At 42.5% G+C, this 18,660-nt stretch carries 15 protein-coding genes and 1 pseudogene; 13 read left to right on the top strand and 3 right to left on the bottom strand.

The window, feature by feature from the left end:
• Window positions 1-119: 119 nt before the first annotated feature.
• The 8 genes and pseudogenes from glcT (at window position 120) to HNQ34_RS04705 (ending at window position 10,220) form a co-directional block, all read left to right on the top strand.
• Window positions 120-965 (top strand): glucose PTS transporter transcription antiterminator GlcT, encoded by an 846-nt coding sequence (gene glcT, locus HNQ34_RS04740; RefSeq protein WP_183252064.1) that lies wholly within the window; start codon window positions 120-122, stop codon window positions 963-965.
• Between the two features lie 260 nt (window positions 966-1,225).
• Window positions 1,226-3,244, top strand: a complete 2,019-nt coding sequence (ptsG, locus tag HNQ34_RS04735) for a glucose-specific PTS transporter subunit IIBC (RefSeq protein ID WP_221277279.1) — start codon at window positions 1,226-1,228, stop codon at window positions 3,242-3,244.
• 127 nt (window positions 3,245-3,371) lie between these two features.
• Window positions 3,372-3,638, top strand: coding sequence for a phosphocarrier protein HPr (locus tag HNQ34_RS04730; protein WP_183252063.1), 267 nt, complete (start codon window positions 3,372-3,374; stop codon window positions 3,636-3,638).
• The gene (ptsP, locus tag HNQ34_RS04725; RefSeq protein ID WP_183252062.1) at window positions 3,638-5,359 is read left to right on the top strand and encodes a phosphoenolpyruvate--protein phosphotransferase; all 1,722 of its coding nucleotides are present in this window, start codon (window positions 3,638-3,640) and stop codon (window positions 5,357-5,359) included. Before HNQ34_RS04730 ends, ptsP begins: the two co-directional genes overlap by 1 nt.
• A gap of 708 nt (window positions 5,360-6,067) precedes the next feature.
• Window positions 6,068-8,041, top strand: a complete 1,974-nt coding sequence (locus HNQ34_RS04720) for a methyl-accepting chemotaxis protein (protein ID WP_183252060.1) — start codon at window positions 6,068-6,070, stop codon at window positions 8,039-8,041.
• A 194-nt stretch (window positions 8,042-8,235) separates the two neighbouring features.
• Window positions 8,236-9,021 (top strand): SDR family oxidoreductase, encoded by a 786-nt coding sequence (locus tag HNQ34_RS04715; protein ID WP_183252058.1) that lies wholly within the window; start codon window positions 8,236-8,238, stop codon window positions 9,019-9,021.
• 77 nt (window positions 9,022-9,098) lie between these two features.
• Window positions 9,099-9,229 (top strand): annotated as a pseudogene (locus HNQ34_RS17775) (TM2 domain-containing protein); the annotation flags it as partial.
• Window positions 9,230-9,350: 121 nt separating this feature from the next.
• On the top strand, window positions 9,351-10,220 hold the full coding sequence (locus HNQ34_RS04705) for an NAD(P)-dependent oxidoreductase (protein WP_183252054.1): 870 nt from the start codon (window positions 9,351-9,353) through the stop codon (window positions 10,218-10,220).
• Window positions 10,221-10,305: 85 nt separating this feature from the next.
• On the opposite strand, the gene HNQ34_RS04700 is transcribed toward HNQ34_RS04705, so the two are convergent.
• Both HNQ34_RS04700 and HNQ34_RS04695 read right to left on the bottom strand, forming a co-directional pair.
• Window positions 10,306-11,454, bottom strand: coding sequence for an aminotransferase A (locus tag HNQ34_RS04700; RefSeq protein ID WP_183252053.1), 1,149 nt, complete (start codon window positions 11,452-11,454; stop codon window positions 10,306-10,308).
• Between the two features lie 172 nt (window positions 11,455-11,626).
• The gene (locus HNQ34_RS04695) at window positions 11,627-11,848 is read right to left on the bottom strand and encodes an IDEAL domain-containing protein (protein WP_183252050.1); all 222 of its coding nucleotides are present in this window, start codon (window positions 11,846-11,848) and stop codon (window positions 11,627-11,629) included.
• A 174-nt stretch (window positions 11,849-12,022) separates the two neighbouring features.
• Here HNQ34_RS04695 and corA point away from each other — a divergent pair, with 174 nt between their 5' ends.
• Together corA and HNQ34_RS04685 are read left to right on the top strand one after the other, a co-directional pair.
• The gene (gene corA / locus HNQ34_RS04690; RefSeq protein ID WP_183252048.1) at window positions 12,023-12,967 is read left to right on the top strand and encodes a magnesium/cobalt transporter CorA; all 945 of its coding nucleotides are present in this window, start codon (window positions 12,023-12,025) and stop codon (window positions 12,965-12,967) included.
• 23 nt (window positions 12,968-12,990) lie between these two features.
• Window positions 12,991-13,545 (top strand): TIGR00725 family protein, encoded by a 555-nt coding sequence (locus HNQ34_RS04685; RefSeq protein WP_183252047.1) that lies wholly within the window; start codon window positions 12,991-12,993, stop codon window positions 13,543-13,545.
• A gap of 34 nt (window positions 13,546-13,579) precedes the next feature.
• Here the strand turns inward: HNQ34_RS04685 and HNQ34_RS04680 are convergent, their stop codons facing one another.
• Entirely contained in the window at window positions 13,580-15,091 is a 1,512-nt protein-coding gene (locus HNQ34_RS04680) for an MDR family MFS transporter (RefSeq protein WP_183252045.1), read from the bottom strand.
• 142 nt (window positions 15,092-15,233) lie between these two features.
• Here HNQ34_RS04680 and HNQ34_RS04675 point away from each other — a divergent pair, with 142 nt between their 5' ends.
• From HNQ34_RS04675 to HNQ34_RS04665, 3 genes are all read left to right on the top strand, one after another.
• A complete protein-coding gene (locus HNQ34_RS04675) occupies window positions 15,234-16,457 on the top strand; it encodes a PLL family lectin (protein WP_246363791.1) in 1,224 nt (407 codons plus the stop codon).
• 264 nt (window positions 16,458-16,721) lie between these two features.
• Window positions 16,722-17,372 carry a glycoside hydrolase domain-containing protein gene (locus tag HNQ34_RS04670; protein WP_183252043.1) on the top strand — a complete coding sequence of 217 codons (651 nt, stop codon included), beginning with the start codon at window positions 16,722-16,724 and terminating at the stop codon, window positions 17,370-17,372.
• A gap of 142 nt (window positions 17,373-17,514) precedes the next feature.
• Window positions 17,515-18,420, top strand: a complete 906-nt coding sequence (locus HNQ34_RS04665; protein WP_183252041.1) for a chemotaxis protein — start codon at window positions 17,515-17,517, stop codon at window positions 18,418-18,420.
• Window positions 18,421-18,660 lie beyond the last annotated feature (240 nt).

Below are 18,660 nucleotides of genomic sequence, written 5' to 3'. Positions count from 1 at the left end.
AATCGAATGTTTGGTTTGTGACTCGTAATATTTGTATGTTTTTCGTCATTGACGAATAGCGAATCGTTGCGTAAGATGATAGTATTGTGTAAACGTTTAAATTAAAGGAGTTGGGCTTTGTGAGAAAGTCCTTTCGAGTTGAAAAAGTGCTAAACAATAACGTATTAATCGCTTCGCATCCAGAGTACGATGAAGTCGTTTTGCTTGGAAAAGGAATTGGATTTGGCAAGAAAAAAGGAGATTCCATCGAGCAAAGTGCAGTTGAAAAATGGTTTATTTTGAAAAATGAAAAAGAACAGGAGCAGTATAAAAAGCTGCTTCCTGAACTTGATGAAGAATTCATCGGTGTGATGAACGAAGTGATGCAACATATTAAAAAACGTGTAAATGCCCCGCTTAATGAACATATTCACGTTGCTTTGACTGACCACATTTCGTTTACGATCAAGCGAATTGAACAAGGTCTCGATTTGAAAAATCCATTTTTGCTCGAAACGAAAAGTTTATATCCTTTAGAATATGAAATCGCCCAAGAAGTCGTTGAAATGCTGAATGAAAAACTGCATGTAAAGCTGCCTGAAGGCGAAACGGGGTTTATCGCTTTGCATATTCATAGCGGAATTTCGTGGCAAAGCCTTTCGGAAGTGAATCAACATTCCCAACTCATTGCCAAGCTAGTTGCCATCGTGGAAGAACAGCTCGGCATCGTCATTGAACGCGACAGCATCCATTATTTACGTTTTATTCGTCATTTGCGTTATGCGATTGAACGAGTCAAAAAGGGAGAACGAGTGGAAGAGCCGAAAAAATTGTCGAAAGTATTGAAAGAAGAATATCCGATATGCTATAATCTTGCGTGGAAGCTTGTGAAAGTGATGCAACAAACGTTGCAACTGCCTGTTGATGAGGCAGAAGCTGTTTATTTGACGATGCATTTGCAAAGGCTTGCAAAAAAAAGCGAATAATGTCTTTATCTTTACGTGTTACTGATTCGATCAGGCATGAGTAAAGAAGACGAAGTGGGACAAGCGATAGAAGAGGTTTATTTTTTCTGTTGTAAACGTTCCATTTTGTTCTTTCTTTGCTCATGCTTTTATTTTTCCATGCTTTGTAAATGTTTACAATCGTCGGACGTCCGACAATAAACAGTAATAAAGAATAATCATTGTTTATACATGAAAAGAACGTTTGTTGCAAAACTTATCAAAAAAAGGAGGAAATCATCATGAAAAAAGCGTTCGGGACATTGCAAAAAGTCGGTAAAGCGCTAATGCTTCCAGTGGCGATTTTGCCGGCAGCCGGTATTTTGCTCGCTTTTGGTAACGCTTTACAAAATCCAGCGTTAACTGATAAACTTCCGGCATTAAAAGCAGATTGGGTTGTTATGATTGCGAAAGTAATGGAGCAATCGGGAGGGATTGTATTCTCTAACCTTTCTTTACTCTTTGCTGTTGGTGTAGCGATCGGTTTAGCCGGCGGTGAAGGGGTTGCCGGTTTGGCTGCGATTATCGGTTATTTAATTATGAATATTACGATGAGCGTCATTTTGGGGGTTACACCTGATAAGATTGGTACAGATCCGTCTCTTGCGAACGTCTTAGGGATTCCGACGTTGCAAACAGGCGTATTCGGTGGTATCATCGTCGGTATTTTAGCGGCATATATGTATAACAAATATTACAATATTGAACTGCCGCAATATTTAGGGTTTTTTGCTGGAAAACGTTTCGTACCAATTGTCACAGCGGCATCTGCTGTTATTTTAGGAATTGTAATGACATGGGTATGGCCGCCAGTGCAACACGGTCTTAACTCGTTTTCGCACAACATGATCGACGCAAACAAAACGTTAGCAGCGTTTATTTTTGGGGTCATTGAGCGTGCTCTAATTCCATTTGGTTTACACCATATTTTCTATGCACCGTTCTGGTTCGAATTTGGCGAGTATGTCAACAAAGCAGGCGAAGTCGTTCACGGTGACCAAAAAATCTTTTTTGCACAGTTAAAAGATGGTGTTCCGTTAGCAGCGGGAACGTTTATGACGGGTAAATTCCCGTTCATGATGTTCGGTCTTCCAGCAGCGGCGCTTGCGATTTACCATGAGGCGCGCCCGGAAAACAAAAAAGTAGTGGCCGGGATCATGGCTTCTGCAGCGCTAACATCATTCTTAACAGGGATTACTGAACCGATTGAGTTCTCGTTCTTGTTCGTTGCACCAGCATTGTTTGCCATTCATACGATTTTCGCTGGATTATCGTTTATGATTATGCATATTTTAAATGTAAAAATCGGGATGACGTTCTCCGGTGGGGTCATTGACTATTTGCTATTCGGCGTGTTGCCAAACCGCACGTCTTGGTGGCTCGTCATTCCAGTCGGATTAGTGTTTGCCGTCATTTACTATTTCGGTTTCCGCTTTGCGATTCGCAAATGGGATTTAGCGACTCCTGGTCGTGAAAAGGTAGCAGAAGAAACAACAGCAGCGGAGACTAACGCAGGCGATCTTCCGTATGAAATTTTAGCAGCGCTTGGCGGAAAAGAAAACATTGCTCATTTAGATGCGTGCATCACTCGCTTACGCGTATCGGTAAACGATATTCAACACGTCGATAAAGACCGTTTAAAAGCGTTAGGTGCAGCGGGAGTTCTTGAAGTCGGAAACAACGTGCAAGCGATTTTTGGTCCGAAGTCTGATATGTTAAAAGGACAAATTAAAGACATTATGGAGGGACGTGCTCCGGCGCGTGTGAAAGAAGAGCCAAAAACAGCTGCTTCTCAAGTAAAAGCAGGAATAGAAAAAGTAGCGGCACCGTTAACAGGTGAAGTGCTACCGCTTTCTGAAGTACCTGATCAAGTGTTTTCGCAAAAAATGATGGGTGATGGTTTTGCGATTATGCCGACAGACGGAACGGTTGTTTCTCCTGTAGATGGAAAAATCGTCAACGTCTTCCCGACAAAACACGCGATTGGGATCGAATCGAAAAACGGAAGGGAAGTTTTGATTCATTTTGGCATTGACACAGTGAAACTAAACGGTCAAGGTTTTGAAACGCTTGTTGCACAAGGAGACGAAGTGAAAAAAGGGCAACCGTTATTAAAAATGGATTTAGAATATGTGAAAAACAATGCGCCTTCGATCATCACGCCAATTATTTTCACGAATTTAAAAGCGACTGAATCGGTCAAAATCGAAAAACAAGGTACTGTCACAAAGGGTGAAGACGACGTCGTTACAATTGGTTAAGCACGATTCATATAGAGAAACACTTTTTCTCTATGTCGCTTCCTTTTTTGATTGAACAACGATATGGATGTTTGTTATGATGACAAAGAAAAAAGAAAAAATATTATGAAAAAGGAGATTGATAAAAATGGCTGAGAAAGTGTTTAAAGTAACTGCTGAATCTGGAATTCATGCCCGTCCAGCGACATTGCTTGTACAAACAGCAAGCAAATTCAACAGCGACATCAACTTAGAGTACAACGGCAAAACAGTAAATTTAAAATCAATCATGGGTGTAATGTCTTTAGGTGTTCCAAAAGGTGCTCAAATTAAAATCGTGGCAGAGGGAACAGATGCAGCAGAAGCGATGGCAGCTTTAACAGAAACATTAGCAAAAGAAGGCCTTGCACAATAATGTCTAAACTCATTCAAGGCATTGCTGCATCAAGCGGTATCGCCATTGCCAAGGCGTACCGCTTAGAAACCCCTAATTTTGCTGTTGAGAAAAAAACGATTGTTGATCCACAAGCGGAAATTGCTCGCTTTGAAGCTGCAGTTGCAAAAGCAAAAGAGGAACTCGAGCAAATTAAAGATCATGCTTTACGCCAATTAGGGGAAGATAAAGCTGCGATTTTCTCAGCGCACCTTCTTGTATTAAGCGACCCAGAGCTGTTAAATCCTGTTAAAGATAAAATCGAAGCAGAACAAGTTAATGCCGAATACGCATTGGATGAAGTAGCTACGATGTTTGTGACGATGTTTGAATCGATGGACAACGAGTATATGAAAGAACGTGCTGCTGATATTCGTGATGTGACAAAACGCGTGTTGGCTCATTTACTTGGTGTCACAATTTCAAACCCAAGTTTGATCTCAAAGGAAGTCGTCATTATTGCAGAAGATTTAACTCCTTCAGATACTGCGCAATTGAATCGTCAATACGTGAAAGGGTTCGCTACTGATATTGGCGGACGTACATCCCATTCAGCGATTATGGCTCGCTCGATGGAAATTCCAGCGGTTGTTGGGACGAAAGCTGTAACAACGGAAATTCAAAATGATGATATCGTCATTATCGACGGATTGGATGGACAAGTTGTCGTCAATCCATCTGACGACGTGTTGGCGCAATACGAAGAAAAACGCGCCCGTTTTGAAGCGCAAAAAGCGGAATGGTCGAAGCTTGTTCACGAACAAACGGTGACGAGCGATGGGCATCATGTCGAGTTAGCAGCGAATATCGGAACTCCAGAAGATGTAAAAGGCGTGCTGGCAAACGGCGCAGAAGGAATCGGTTTATATCGGACAGAATTTTTATATATGGGACGTTCGGAATTACCGACAGAAGAGGAGCAATTTGAAGCATACAAAACGGTGTTGGAACGTATGGAAGGAAAGCCGGTTGTCGTCCGTACACTTGATATTGGCGGCGACAAAGAGCTTCCGTACTTGGAGCTTCCGAAAGAAATGAACCCGTTTTTAGGGTTCCGGGCGATTCGTCTTTGCCTTGAAATGCAAGATATGTTCCGCACGCAGCTTCGCGCGCTATTGCGTGCAAGCGTGTATGGAAACTTGAAAATCATGTTTCCGATGATTGCAACGCTTGATGAGTTTCGCCAAGCGAAAGCGATTCTTTTAGAAGAAAAAGAGAAGCTGCAAAATGAAGGCGTTTCAGTAGCGGAAACGATCGAAGTAGGAATGATGGTCGAAATTCCAGCCGCTGCCGTGCTGGCTGATCAATTTGCGAAAGAAGTCGATTTCTTCAGCATTGGGACGAACGATTTAATTCAATATACGATGGCGGCAGATCGAATGAATGAACGCGTTTCTTACCTTTATCAACCGTACAATCCAGCCATTTTGCGTCTTATTCATAACGTCATTGATGCTGCACATAAAGAAGGAAAATGGGCTGGAATGTGTGGAGAAATGGCAGGAGAAGAGCTAGCGATCCCGATCTTGCTCGGATTAGGATTAGACGAGTTCAGTATGAGCGCTACTTCGATTTTACGCGCCCGCTCACAGTTGAAAAAATTGTCGAAAGAAGAAGCTGCTAGTTTGAAAGAAACAATTTTATCGATGAACACGGCAGAAGAAGTGATCGCTTTCGTCAAACAAACATTTCATATTGAATAACGATGAGCGGTGGGAGGGTCCACCGCTTAATGTTTAACAGGGGGTTCTCCATTCAATCAAAACCGCATAGCTCAATGACTCTTCATCTTCTTCATTTTTGCTTTACACCCATTCATCCAGCAATGTGATGCATGCCGTCTATAAACAACGTGGTTGCAAATATATAGGTGCAATTTCGAACTTTAACGTTTTCGTTTTTTATGGAGCAATCGGTATGTTTCGACTGTCGGGTGACCGAACAACACCGCTTCCAGACAAATGCATTTGTCTGGAAGCGGTTGGTTGTTCGGTCCTCTGTCACGCGAAGGCGTGACGAAGGCCAGTCACAGACTTGCCTCCGACAGTCGAAAAAATAGGGAGTCTACTTTTTCGTCCGCCATAAGTTAAACCTCCCAGTTGTATTTATACAGTTGTTATTTATATAAGGCACCTATGATGCAAATGTATCACTATCGGAAGGATGAAAATAGCCTTGTGTCGAATATTTTAAGTTTATACATTTTGGAATTTAAGTATTTTCAGGATAGTATTTTATTAAAATTTTTTACCCTATCGGAACGGGTTGATGATTTGCACCACAAAAGATTTTTCCTACGAGTTTTTTCCCGTTTAAGAATATTCTCCTATAGACGATTATTTAAACGAATTTTATAATAATAACAACTTGACACAACATGACGAATTTTGACAAAGGAGAGAAACGTAACAGTGTTCAAAACATTACAAACGAAGCTCATCGTCTTAATGGCCTTATTAATGATCGTTGCTTTATCGGTCACGCAAGTGGTCGGAGTTGTAGAAACGAAACAAATGATTCGCAAAGATGTCAGCAGCCGTGGACATGCGCTTGCTGAACAATTAGTTGGCGATATTCAATCGAGTTTTGAAAGTGAAGAAGATAGTTTAATGCAGTTCAGTCAATCCCCTATGGTTCTGCAAATGTTAAAAGATCAGAAAACTTGGCCGGCCGTAGACGGCGAATTCCAGACCTTTTTAAAGATTCATAACAACACGCAGCTCATTTATATCGGAACATCAGATAAAAAGATGTATACCACTCCAAAAATAGATTTACCAGCTGATTATGATCCGACTTCGCGCCCATGGTATAAAAAAGCAACTCAACTTCCGGATGAAGTCGTTTGGACCGATCCTTATGTTGATGCGATAACCGGTCAATATATTGTGACGCTTGCTAAAGCGATCAAAAACGGAGCTCAAGTCGTTGGCGTGATCGCTATTGACTTGTCATTGGATACGGTGACAAAAATCGTCAATGATATGGATGTCGGATATCGTGGTTATCCTGTTTTATTTGACCAAACTGGAATGGCGATCGTTCATCCACAATACAAAGGAAAAAATATGTCGAATAACGTCGCTGTGAAATACATGCTTAAGCGAGAAAGCGGATTATATGAGTATACGTTTGAAAACGAAAAAAGAATGATTTATTTTACAACAATCCCAAATTTAGGGTGGAAAGTTGGCGCCGTTTATAAAGAAAAAGATTTGTTTGCGGTCAGCGATTCGATTGCCACTAAAATGCTGATCATTACGATTTCGGCGGTGCTTATTGGAATTGTGCTCATCTATTTAATGGCTCGTTCGATCGTCAAACCGATCGTTTATTTGCAAGAGCAATTAGGAAAAGTAGCGATCGGGGATTTAACAGTTCAAGTACAAACGAATGCTAAAGATGAAATCGGCCAATTAGCTTCTCATTTCAACCATATGGTTCATGAAATGCGAGCGCTCATTCATCAAGTGAATGAATCGGTTGGTGAACTTGCAGCATCTGCCGATCACTTGAGCGCGGTTTCCGAAGAGACGATGGCGACAAGCGAACAAGTAGCGACAGCGATTAACGATATTGCGAAAGGAACATCCGAGCAGGCAAGCGATTTAGATACGATTAACGAACGCACGGCGATGCTGTCCAATCAAATTGAAACGGTTGCCCGGTCTGCTTCGGAAATGCAAACGTTATCGAATGAAACGAAAGAGGCAAGTTATAACGGTTTAGAAAAATTAAACGAGTTACAAATTAAATCGAATGAAGCGAAAAATGAATTGCAAGCAGTTGAAAAAGTGATGGACGACCTTGTTGAGAAAATGAAGAAAATTGATGAAGTCATCCAAACGATTACGGCGATTTCGGGACAAACGAATTTATTGGCGTTAAACGCAAGTATTGAAGCAGCAAGAGCTGGTGAGCATGGAAAAGGGTTTGCAGTTGTAGCGGAAGAAGTTCGTAAACTAGCAGAACAGTCTTCGCAAGCGACAGAGTTGATTCGCCAAACGATTGCCACAATTCAACAACAAGTAGATTTAGCAATGCAGGCGGTCGATCGTTCGAAAAATATGAATGAAGAACAGCAACAAGCCGTTCATACAACAGGGGAATCGTTCATGAAGATTGCTACAATGATGGAAGAACTAACGACATCGATTTCAAACATTACCGATGAGGTAAAGCGGATGGATGAAAGTAAAGACCAAGTTGTTGAAGCGATGCAAAACATTTCAGCGATCGCTCAACAAGCGGCAGCATCCGCAGAAGAAGTAGCGGCATCTGCAGATGATCAGTTGCAAGCATTAAGCACGGTCACAGAGTCGGCTGAAAAATTGAGCGAAATGAGCCGGCAGCTGAAACAACTGATCGAAAAGTTTGAGGTGTAGATGTATAATCAAAAAGCGCATGCATTTTCTCACGAGAGAAATGTGCGCTTTTTGCCATATCAAGCAGGAAAATTGCCATGGTTGTCGAATGTTATATAATAATTCGTGAGCAAATTTACTTCTTGCCCATGGATGAAAATGCTGTATGAATCATGCTTAATTTTTCATTGAAAGAAAAGAGGGAGTGAACCTAAATGGAGCTTCAGTTAGCAAAAAAGACAGCGCTCGTTGTAGCTTCGAGCCAAGGACTTGGCAAAGCGATTGCCAAGCAGCTTGTTCTTGAAGGAGCAAACGTCATGATTACGAGCCGAAATGAGGAAAAATTAAAAGAAGTAGAAAAAGAGTTAAGCGCCTTACATAAAGGAAACGTCGCTTATGTTCAAGCAGACATTACAAAAAAAGAAGATATTCAGCGTCTTATTGAAAAAACAGTTGAAACATATGGAACGCTTGAACTGCTCGTAAACAATGCGGGCGGCCCGCCGGCAGGAACGTTTGAAACGATCACGGACGAAGAGTGGTATAAGGCGTTTGAACTCAATTTATTAAGCTATATTCGCGTCATTCGCGAAGCGCTCCCATATTTAAAGAAGAATGGCGGAAAAATTGTGAATATCGCTTCTTCTTCGATTAAAGAGCCAATCCCGGGATTGCTTTTATCGAATACATTCCGCACGGGAATTGTCGGTTTGACGAAAACGTTAGCGGCAGAATTTGCGCCATATAACATTTTAATTAATACGGTGGCTCCAGGGCGAATTGCGACGGAGCGTGTAGCATTTTTAGACCAAGTGAATGCCGAGAAATTTGGCATTACAAAGGAGGAAATGGAAGCGCGCATGAAAAGTACGATTCCGCTCGGCCGCTATGGAACGCCGGAAGAATTTGCGAAAGTGGTGACGTTCCTTCTTTCCGGTGCGAACTCCTATATGACAGGCCAGTCGTTCCTTGTCGACGGTGGCATGGTAAAAGCCATTTAGCCTTAAGTATAAGTACTACTTTCTCGCTTAGGTGAGTATAAATAAAGCACCTTTTGCGGAGAAAGGAAGTGGATCGCTTGAAAAATAAAGTGGTCGCCAGATTTTAGCGGTTTTGTTAGGCGGACTTGGGATGCATAAATTTTATTTAAGGATCGGTCAAGTCGGTCTTTATTTATTGTTTTCATGGACAGGAATTCCGAATATTATCAGAGATTCTTTATCTTGTTAAATCAAATCGGATGAAGAATTTAAGCGGTAATATAACTGTGTTCAAGAGGATTAGAACTTTGGTTGCCAACCAAGGTTCTTTTGCATAAGGGGGATCATTAATGAAAACGATCGGTTTTATCGGTCTTGGCGTCATGGGAAAAAGCATGGCGCGTAATTTATTGCGGGCAGGCTACTCATTGATTGTCTATACGCGCACGAAAGAAAAAGCAGAAGAGCTATTGCGTGAAGGGGCTGTCTGGAAAGAAAACGTTTCTGCACTCGCGAAAGAAGCAGATGTCGTCATTACGATGGTCGGGTATCCAAAAGATGTGGAAGAAGTGTATTTTGGCGAAAACGGCGTAATCGAAAACGTCAAAGAGGGAACATATTTAATCGATATGACGACTTCTCCGCCGTCTTTGGCGGAAAAAATTTACGAAGAAGCGAAAAAGAGAAGCGTATTTGCCTTGGATGCCCCTGTCTCTGGTGGGGATATCGGCGCCAAAGAAGGCCGGCTTGCCATTATGGTGGGCGGCGATGAAGCAGCTTTTTATGCTTGTAAGCCCATTTTAGAAGTATTAGGCACGAATATCGTTTTTCAAGGAAAAGCAGGAGCGGGGCAGCATACGAAAATGTGCAATCAAATTGCGATTGCGACCAATATGATCGGCGTATGCGAAGCGCTTGCCTATGCGAAACGATCCGGACTTGATCCGTTGAAAGTGCTTGAAAGCATTTCGCAAGGAGCAGCAGGAAGCTGGTCGCTTAGCAACTTGGCACCGCGCATGATCGCTGGAAATTTCGCGCCGGGATTTTATGTGAAACATTTTATCAAAGACATGAAAATTGCTTTAGAGGAAGCGGAGAGAATGAATTTGTCGCTTCCGGGGCTTGAACTGGCGAAAAAAATGTATGAAGAGATAGCGGTGGCTGGGGAAGAAAACAGTGGAACGCAAGCATTGTATAAACGATATATGAACGAGTTTTGAATGACATGCTCAATGTTACCGGGTTGTGGATTGCGACAAAAAACAAACTTATTTATGGAATGAAAAGGTGAGAAGCTATACGCTCTCACCTTTTTTGGCGAATATATTGCTCAAGGCGATCTAATCCTTCTTTTAATGTTTCAAACGAATAGGCATAAGAAAGCCGCACATACCCTTCTCCATATTCTGAAAAAGCGCTGCCAGGAACAACGGCCACCCCCGCTTTATCCACTAAGTCCAAGGCAAAATCGAAAGACGATTGGCCAAACGATTGAATGGACGGGAACAAATAAAAAGCGCCAGTCGGTTTTTCGATGTGAAATCCCATGTCGACGAGACGTTGGTAAGCATACTCCATTCGCTTTTGATATTGCTTTCTCATTTCGTCCGCATCATGTTTTCCGGCAGTTAAGGCGGCGAGTGCGGCTTTTTGTGAAATGGAAGAGGCACACGATACGCTATATTGGTGCACTTTGATCATATGTTTCATTAGAAATTCCGGAGCGAACACAAAGCCGATTCGCCATCCGGTCATCGAATGCGATTTGCTTAACCCGTTAATGACGATTGTCTGGTTACGAAGCCAAGAAGCGATGGAGCGGTGTTTTCCATCATAGACAAGCTCGCTATAAATTTCATCTGATAAAATCCAAATTGGTTGCTCGTTCAGCAAATGGGCAAGTTCCAAAAGCTCTTGTTCGCATAATGTAACGCCCGTTGGATTCGAAGGGTACGGCAAGACGATGCAGCGCGTCCGTTCCGTTATGTAAGGCTCGATCAGCGCAGCGGAAAGGCGAAAGCCGTTATGGCGCGTATCGACGTATACTGGTGTTGCCCCGCACATGCGAATGATCGGTTCATATCCCGGATATACCGGCCCGGGTAAAATAACTTCGACCCCTTCTTCTAAAATGGTGCGAAAAGCGATATCGATCGCTTGGCTCGCTCCGATCGTGACGATGACTTCCTGCTCATTATAATCAAGCCCGTATTTTTCGCGCACAAACTGGCAAGCCGCTTGGCGCACTTCGGGCAATCCGGCGTTATGGGTATAGGTGGTAAAGTTGTTGTCGATGGCAGCTTTTCCTGCTTCTTTGACGTGATCCGGAGTTGGAAAATCCGGCTGTCCGATCGTGAGCGAAATTAAGTTCGGACGGTCTGCCACCATGTTGAAAAACTTGCGAATTCCTGATATTTCGATATTTTTAACGAACGGATGAATAAGATGTTCCACCGATAGTCCTTCCTTCCGTGATGAGATTTTTTTTTATTGTATCACAGAAAAATCATAAAAGGTGAGCCATCTTCTTCTGCTTCCGTTTGAAGAAGTGGCTCACCTAATCAGATGTCAGGTCGCTATATGTCTGTGAGGCTTCACATTCCACCATTTGTTTTAATCTCCCTGTTTAAGCTCCATATTTTTTTAGTAACTCATTATATTGAGTAGACAATTCTAAAAACAACTCTTTATTTCTTGTCGCTAACGCTTCATCGATCTTCTCCATTAATTTATTTTTTTGATAAAGGAAGATCGCTTGTTCCAGAATCATTTGAGCAAGTGGGCCATAGCTATTTTTTTCTTCCGGTTGACCGAACATGACTTCGTGAGGATATTGTTTTTCGTACATATGTGACTCCCCCTTGTTCGGGAACGACAGGTTCCCTTTTTTATATTATCGTAGTTTTTAATTAAAATGTAAAGAAAATTTTGATAAATAAAAAGATAGTAATTTTTGCAAACGATTTGTTCTATTTTCGGTTATGATATGTAAAGGAGGTAATCGGAGAAAGGAGATGAATGGATGATTCGAACATGTGCTGTGACAAAAGATTTTGAGGTTGTCTACGACTTGCCGTTGCAGGTTTTAAAAAGCCCCGATATTTCTTGGTATTGGGTTGATTTTCATGAGCCGACAAATGAAGAAGCGAAGTTGTTGTCTAACTTTTTCCATTTTCACCCGTTGGCAATTGAAGACTGTTTAGAGTATGTGCAGCGGCCGAAGCTTGATTTTTATGAGCAATATTTGTTCGTTGTATTGCATTCGATCAATCAAAAGACGCTTGAAGTGGAGGAAGTTGATTTATTTGTCGGCCACAATTTTATCGTTTCGTTCCATAAGCAACCTATTAAAGGAATTGATCAAGTGTGGATTCGTTTAAAAACGGATGAAGATTTTAAAATAGGTCCTCTTCATACGATGTATTGCATTTTAGATAAGCTAGTTGGCGAATATTTTCCTCTTATTTACCATATTGAAGATATATTGAACGAACTTGAAGAAAATCCAGATATTGAACGAATATTTGATGTTCGGCGAGACTTATCAAAGTTAAGAAGAACCATTGTTCCAATGCGAGATTTATTGTACCGAATTATTCATTCCGATCGATTGCAGCGAATGAAAGAACGACAAATTTATTTTCATGATATTTATGACCACCTTTTAAAGCTTGTTGAGATGATTGAAGAAAATCGAGAAATCACATCAGATATTCGTGACAGCTATTTGTCATTGAACTCAAACCGGATGAATACAATTATGATGACATTAACGGTGATTACGACGATTTTTATGCCATTGACGTTCATTGTCGGGATATATGGAATGAATTTTGATTACATGCCGGAATTGCATTGGAAATACGGTTATTTTACAGTACTTGCAGTCATGGGATTCATTGCGATTTCCATGTTTTTTTGGTTTAAGAAAAATGGATGGATTCGTTTTCATAAGGAAGATCGCTAAGATAGGAAATGGAGAGGAAACAGATGAAGCGAATTGCAGTGATTGGACAATCAGGAGATATTCCTGAAGAAGTGAGAAAAATCGCCGAAAAAGTAGGGGCGGAAATTGCGAAAAGAAAAGCGGTATTGTTAACAGGAGGAGGCAGCGGCGTGATGGAAGCCGCCTCGAAAGGTGCAAAAGAAGCAGGGGGACTTGTGATCGGCATTTTAGCAGGAGATCGTACCGATGTGGCGAACGACTATTTAGATGTGCCGATTACGACAGGGCTTCATTTTGATTTTCGCAGTCTCATTCTCGTTCATTCGTCCGATGCGCTTATTATGATTCGCGGTGGCAACGGGACGCTCGGTGAACTGTCGGCTGCCTATATGAATAGAAAACCGGTTGTGATCATTGAAACGACAGGGGGCTGGGCAGAGAAAATAAAGGAGGTCGCTTATGAAGGTGGGTATTTAGACGAACGGCGCACCGTGGAAATCGCGTTTTGCGATTCCGCTGAAGCGGCGGTCGATTTGGCGTTCAAACGAATGGAACAACCGCTTGACGAAGAAAAAAATACCGGACGGATTGGTGATTAAAAACGGGACTCCCGAAAAAGGGGATCCCGTTTTCTTATAGATGCGCTTTTTTCGATTGCGAGAATTGATCGGTCAAGCGCGCCGATCCCATGAATAAGATAAGGACAATCGCGATGATGACCGGAATGATCGCCCAAGCAAACATCGTAGCGATCGAGTCTGCTAACGCGTCAACAATTTTTTGCAATACTTCTGGCGGAATATGGGCACGGGCTTCTTGTGAGAGAAGAACGCGCGTATCGCCAGCCGGATTGAATTGTTTCATCATCGGCAGCGCTTTTTCTAATTCGTTCATCAATAGATGGTTTTGAATCGTTCCGTAAACCGTCACACCTAATGTCATGCCGATGGAACGGAAAAAGGTGTTCGTGGAGTTAGCTGTTCCGCGTTGGCGCATATCTAGGCCGTGAATCGAAGACATGCTCAATAGCGGGAACGAAAATCCGACGCCGATCCCGGTAACGATCATGTAGATCGTGACGATGGAACGAGCGGTATCCGCTGATAAAGTACTTAATAAATAAATGCCCGTTAAAAAGAACAGCCCGGAAATAATCATTAAATTGCGATACGACGTTTTAACCGCAAACCGCCCCCCCATTTGGCTGCCGACAACAGAGCCGAGCATCATTGGCGTTAAAATTAATCCAGAGTTTGTCGCAGTTCCGCCATATACTCCTTGAACGAAAATCGGAATAAAAATCGTTCCGAGAATAAACGTTGCGCCGTATAAAAAGCCGATTCCTTGCGCGGTCGCAAACAGCCGTTTTTTAAACAAATGAAACGGAATGACCGGATCTTCCGCTTTTGTTTCCGTCCATAAAAATAGCGCGAGAAAAACCGTAAAACCACCGAACAAACTAATGATGACAAGCGAATCCCACGCGTATTCTTTGCCGCCAAGTTCAAGCGCAAACATGAGGCAAAGAACGGAAGACACGAGCAAAATCGCTCCCCACCAATCAATTTTTTGTTCGCGATGCTCGAGCGATTCAAAGTAAAACTTCACGATGAACAAGAGCGATAAAAGTCCGAGCGGAACGTTGACGTAAAAAACCCAGCGCCAGTCAATATAGTCGGTAATATACGCTCCAAGAAGCGGGCCAAATACGCTTGAAATACCGAAAACAGCGCCAAACAGACCAGACATTTTTCCGCGTTGTTCTGGCGGAAACGTATCAAACATGATGGTAAAGGCAATCGGCATTAACGCGCCTCCGCCTAGCCCTTGAATTGCTCGGAAAATGCTTAATTGGACCATATTTTGCGCAAGGCCGCAAAGAATCGATCCGATTAAAAAGAGCGTCAAGCCAGATACGTAAAATAGCTTCCGCCCATACATGTCGGAAAGTTTTCCGAAAATTGGCATACCAGCGACGCTTGCAATCATATAGGCCGATGTGACCCAAATAAATTGATCGAGGCCGCCAAGTTCCGACACGATTGTTCCCATCGCCGTTGCGACGATCGTATTGTCCATCGCCGCCATCAAAATGCCGAGCAATAACCCGATGACAACAAACTTTCTTTTGCTTTCTTTATTCATGATCTTTTCCCCTTTTTTCTAAATGAGTAAACATATATCTATTATAATCAAAGTCGTTTATGTGACAAGAAAAATGGACTATCCTGTCAACGAACATCATACGATAAAGTGATGGGATTTTTGATAAGAGGAGGGGGCCGTTATGAACCGTTTGGATCCGTATGGTGCGTTTTCAGCGTATGTGCCGGGGTTTACGGAAATGTTAATCGACTATTACGACCGCGAGCAAAGAGGTCAAAATCAAGAATTTAATGATATTTGGCGCATCATCCGACCGGCATTGCAGCCGCTATATGAAAAACTAAAGCAATATTATGTTCCACGCAATGTATCTCGTTATATGTTTCGAGTCATCGTACAAATCGTGCTAGAACATAAAAATAATGTAAGCGGGTCGCTTGAGCAGCGGATTCAACAGTTGTTTCAATTCGTCAAAATGCAATCTCCTTGGATGTTTGTTGTTTTTCAAGCATATCGCGTGCCGGAAAAAGAAATAGAACAGATTGTCAAAACGATTATACGAGAAATATTAGAAAATATAGGATATAAACCGGAGCAAGATTGGAGTAGATGGGAAAGTCTAGGAGGGAATATATTCTCTGGCCCTGCTGTTGCTTCTTGGAAAGAGAACCGCTTAGACGTCTTTGTGCGCGGTTCGGAGCGTGAGCTTTTGCATAAATGGTGGGACGGAGTGCGTTGGAGTGACTGGGAGCGCCTAGCGGGAGCATTAACTTCGTCCCCCGCCGCTATTTCATGGGGAGAAAATCGGATCGACGTCTTTGCGCGCGGCGCGGAGCATGAGCTTTTGCATAAATGGTGGGACGGGGTGCGCTGGAGTGATTGGGAAAACTTAGGGGGAATATTAACTTCCAGCCCTGCCGCCGCATCATGGGGAAAAGACCGCTTAGATGTATTTGCCCGCGGTGAGGACCGACATTTATATCATAAATGGTGGGATGGCGTGCGTTGGAGCGATTGGGAGAGCTTAGGGGGAGTCGTTACGTCAGCGCCAGAAGCGGTTTCATGGGGGGGGAACCGGATTGACGTGTTTGCGCGTGGTCCGGAGCGCCAACTTTTGCATAAGTGGTGGGACGGGGTGCGCTGGAGCGATTGGGAAGACCTTGGCGGCGTATTAACTTCTAGCCCAGCGGCAGCAGCACGTCGCGTCAATCGCCTTGATGTATTTGCCCGCGGAGCGAATCATGAACTGCTTTATAAATATTGGGACGGGCAACAATGGAGCGACTTTGTCCATCTTGACGGTCGCATTACCTCCGAACCGGCTGCGATTTCATGGGGGAGTAACCGAATTGATGTCTTCGCCCGCGGCGAGCGCCATGAGTTGCTTCATCGCTGGAAAGGGTAACGCGCAGAACACGCTTGGAACGAATGCCAAGCGTGTTATTTATTTTTCTAAAAATGAATGCACGCGAGAAAAAGGCTAGCCAGTGTTTAATCGTATATATGATTTCTAACCGCTTAATCAGTGAAATAGGCAGAACGGTTCATTATACGAGCTAGCCTAGATAAAGAAATGCGCGTGGAAATTATGTTGTTGCTCGCAAAATAGCTTGATAAGACAAACCGCTGAAATCATATACATGAAGAAAAAAGTGAAAGGGATGAGAAGATGGCGAGAGCGGTTTGGGGAGTGGATTCTGCGGCAAGCGTGACAGAGCAGTTGTTTTATTGTGTGAAAAATGAACTTGGCTATCCGAAATATTGGGGGCGTTATTTAACCGATGTACCAAATGTTTCCGATGGATTAACGCGACAAGAAGTGGCATTACTAAGAAAAAATGGTGTGAAAATATTGCCGATTTATAACGCGTTTCGTCAAGCAACAGGATACGCGAACGGTCAAGTAGTGGCGCGCAATGCCGTATTTCATGCGCGCCGTCTTGGCATTCCGAAAAATAAAGTGCTATTTGCGAACATTGAAGATTTTTTTTCGGTCGATGAGGCATGGATTCGCGCTTGGGTTGAAATGCTGTATCCGACGGGATATCGTCCTGGATTATATGCGGATCCAACAAAAGGCGATTTTTCAAAAGCATATTGTGAAGCTGTGCAAAAAAATAATCAAGTCGCTGTTCAGGCAGTCATTTGGAGTTCAGCGCCAAGGCCGGGAACGACGAAAGAACAGCAGGCGCCAAAATATGCACCAGCTTCACCAAATTGCAAGGCGAATGTATGGGCATGGCAATATGGGCGCGACGCGGAAGCTTGCTCAGTCGACACAAATTTAGCAGATCGTCGATTGCTTGAATTTTTGTATTAAAAGGTTGCCGATGGAAAGGCAACCTTTTAATACTCATTAGCGAAAATCGGAAAACAAATGATGAAGAAAAGAGTTTCTTCTTTGCTGTCGACAAAATATAATAGAAATAGACATTTTATACAAGAAAGGACGTCATATAAAGATGAATGACAAACGGGAAATTTTATTAGAAAGCGGGACAAATGAACTGGAGGTTGTCGAATTTTTAATCGGGACAAATCAATTTGCGATTAATGTTATGAAAGTGAGGGAAATTTTAAATCCTGTTCCGGTTACAAAAGTTCCTCATTCCCATGTGAACGTAGAAGGAATTATCGAATTGCGTGGCGAGGTGCTTCCGGTTATTGATATGGCAAAAGCGCTTGGCTTGCCGCCTTCGGAAATGCCAGCGCAAGATAAATTTATTGTTGCGGAATTTAATCAGCAAAAAGTCGTCTTTCACGTGCATAATGTGACGCGCATCCATCGCATTTCTTGGAAGCAAATTGAAAAGCCTTCACAAATGTACCAAGGGCTAGATGGGCAAGTTATCGGTGTGATTAAGCTAGAAGGAAAAATGATTTTACTTCTCGATTTTGAAAAAATGATCGTCGACATTAACCCTGAATCTGGAATTAACGTTCAACAAGTAAAAAAGCTTGGAAAGCGGGAACGTTCGAACAAAAAAATTGTCGTGGCGGAAGATTCCCCGCTGCTGCGGAAACTGTTGCATGAGACACTTGCAGAAGCGGGATATGCGTTTGTTGAATTTTTTGAAAACGGGGAAGATGCGCTTCATTATTTACAGTCAGTCGTAAAACAAGAAAAACCGATTGAACAAGAAGTGCAGCTTGTCATCACCGACATCGAAATGCCGCAAATGGACGGTCATCATTTAACAAAGCGAATTCGCGAAGATGAAAAACTAAAAAAACTGCCGGTCATTATTTTCTCTTCGCTCATTACGGACGATCTTCGCCATAAAGGGGAGAAAGTGGGAGCGACCGCGCAAGTAAGCAAACCGGAAATCGGCGAATTAGTAAAAGTGATAGATAAACATATTTTATAAAAAATAGTTCTGTTGCCAAAGAAACAAAGGGATCGCTTATGGATAAATATAAAACAACATTTTTTAACGTGAGAAAAAATTAGAAGAGTAGGAACCACCGGCACATACTCGTCAAGTTAACAGCATATATGATATTTTTTCAAGCGTGTTGATTAACCAATAAAATTAGGAAATGATTGACATATATTTCTATTTTTCCGAAAGTCAAAATGATTATACAACTGGGATGTTTAACTTATG

Source organism: Anoxybacteroides tepidamans (assembly GCF_014201465.1).
Classification (GTDB): Bacteria; Bacillota; Bacilli; order Bacillales; family Anoxybacillaceae; genus Anoxybacteroides; species Anoxybacteroides tepidamans.
Note: the sequence above shows the minus strand (reverse complement) of the source record. Positions and strands in the feature narration are given on the sequence as shown.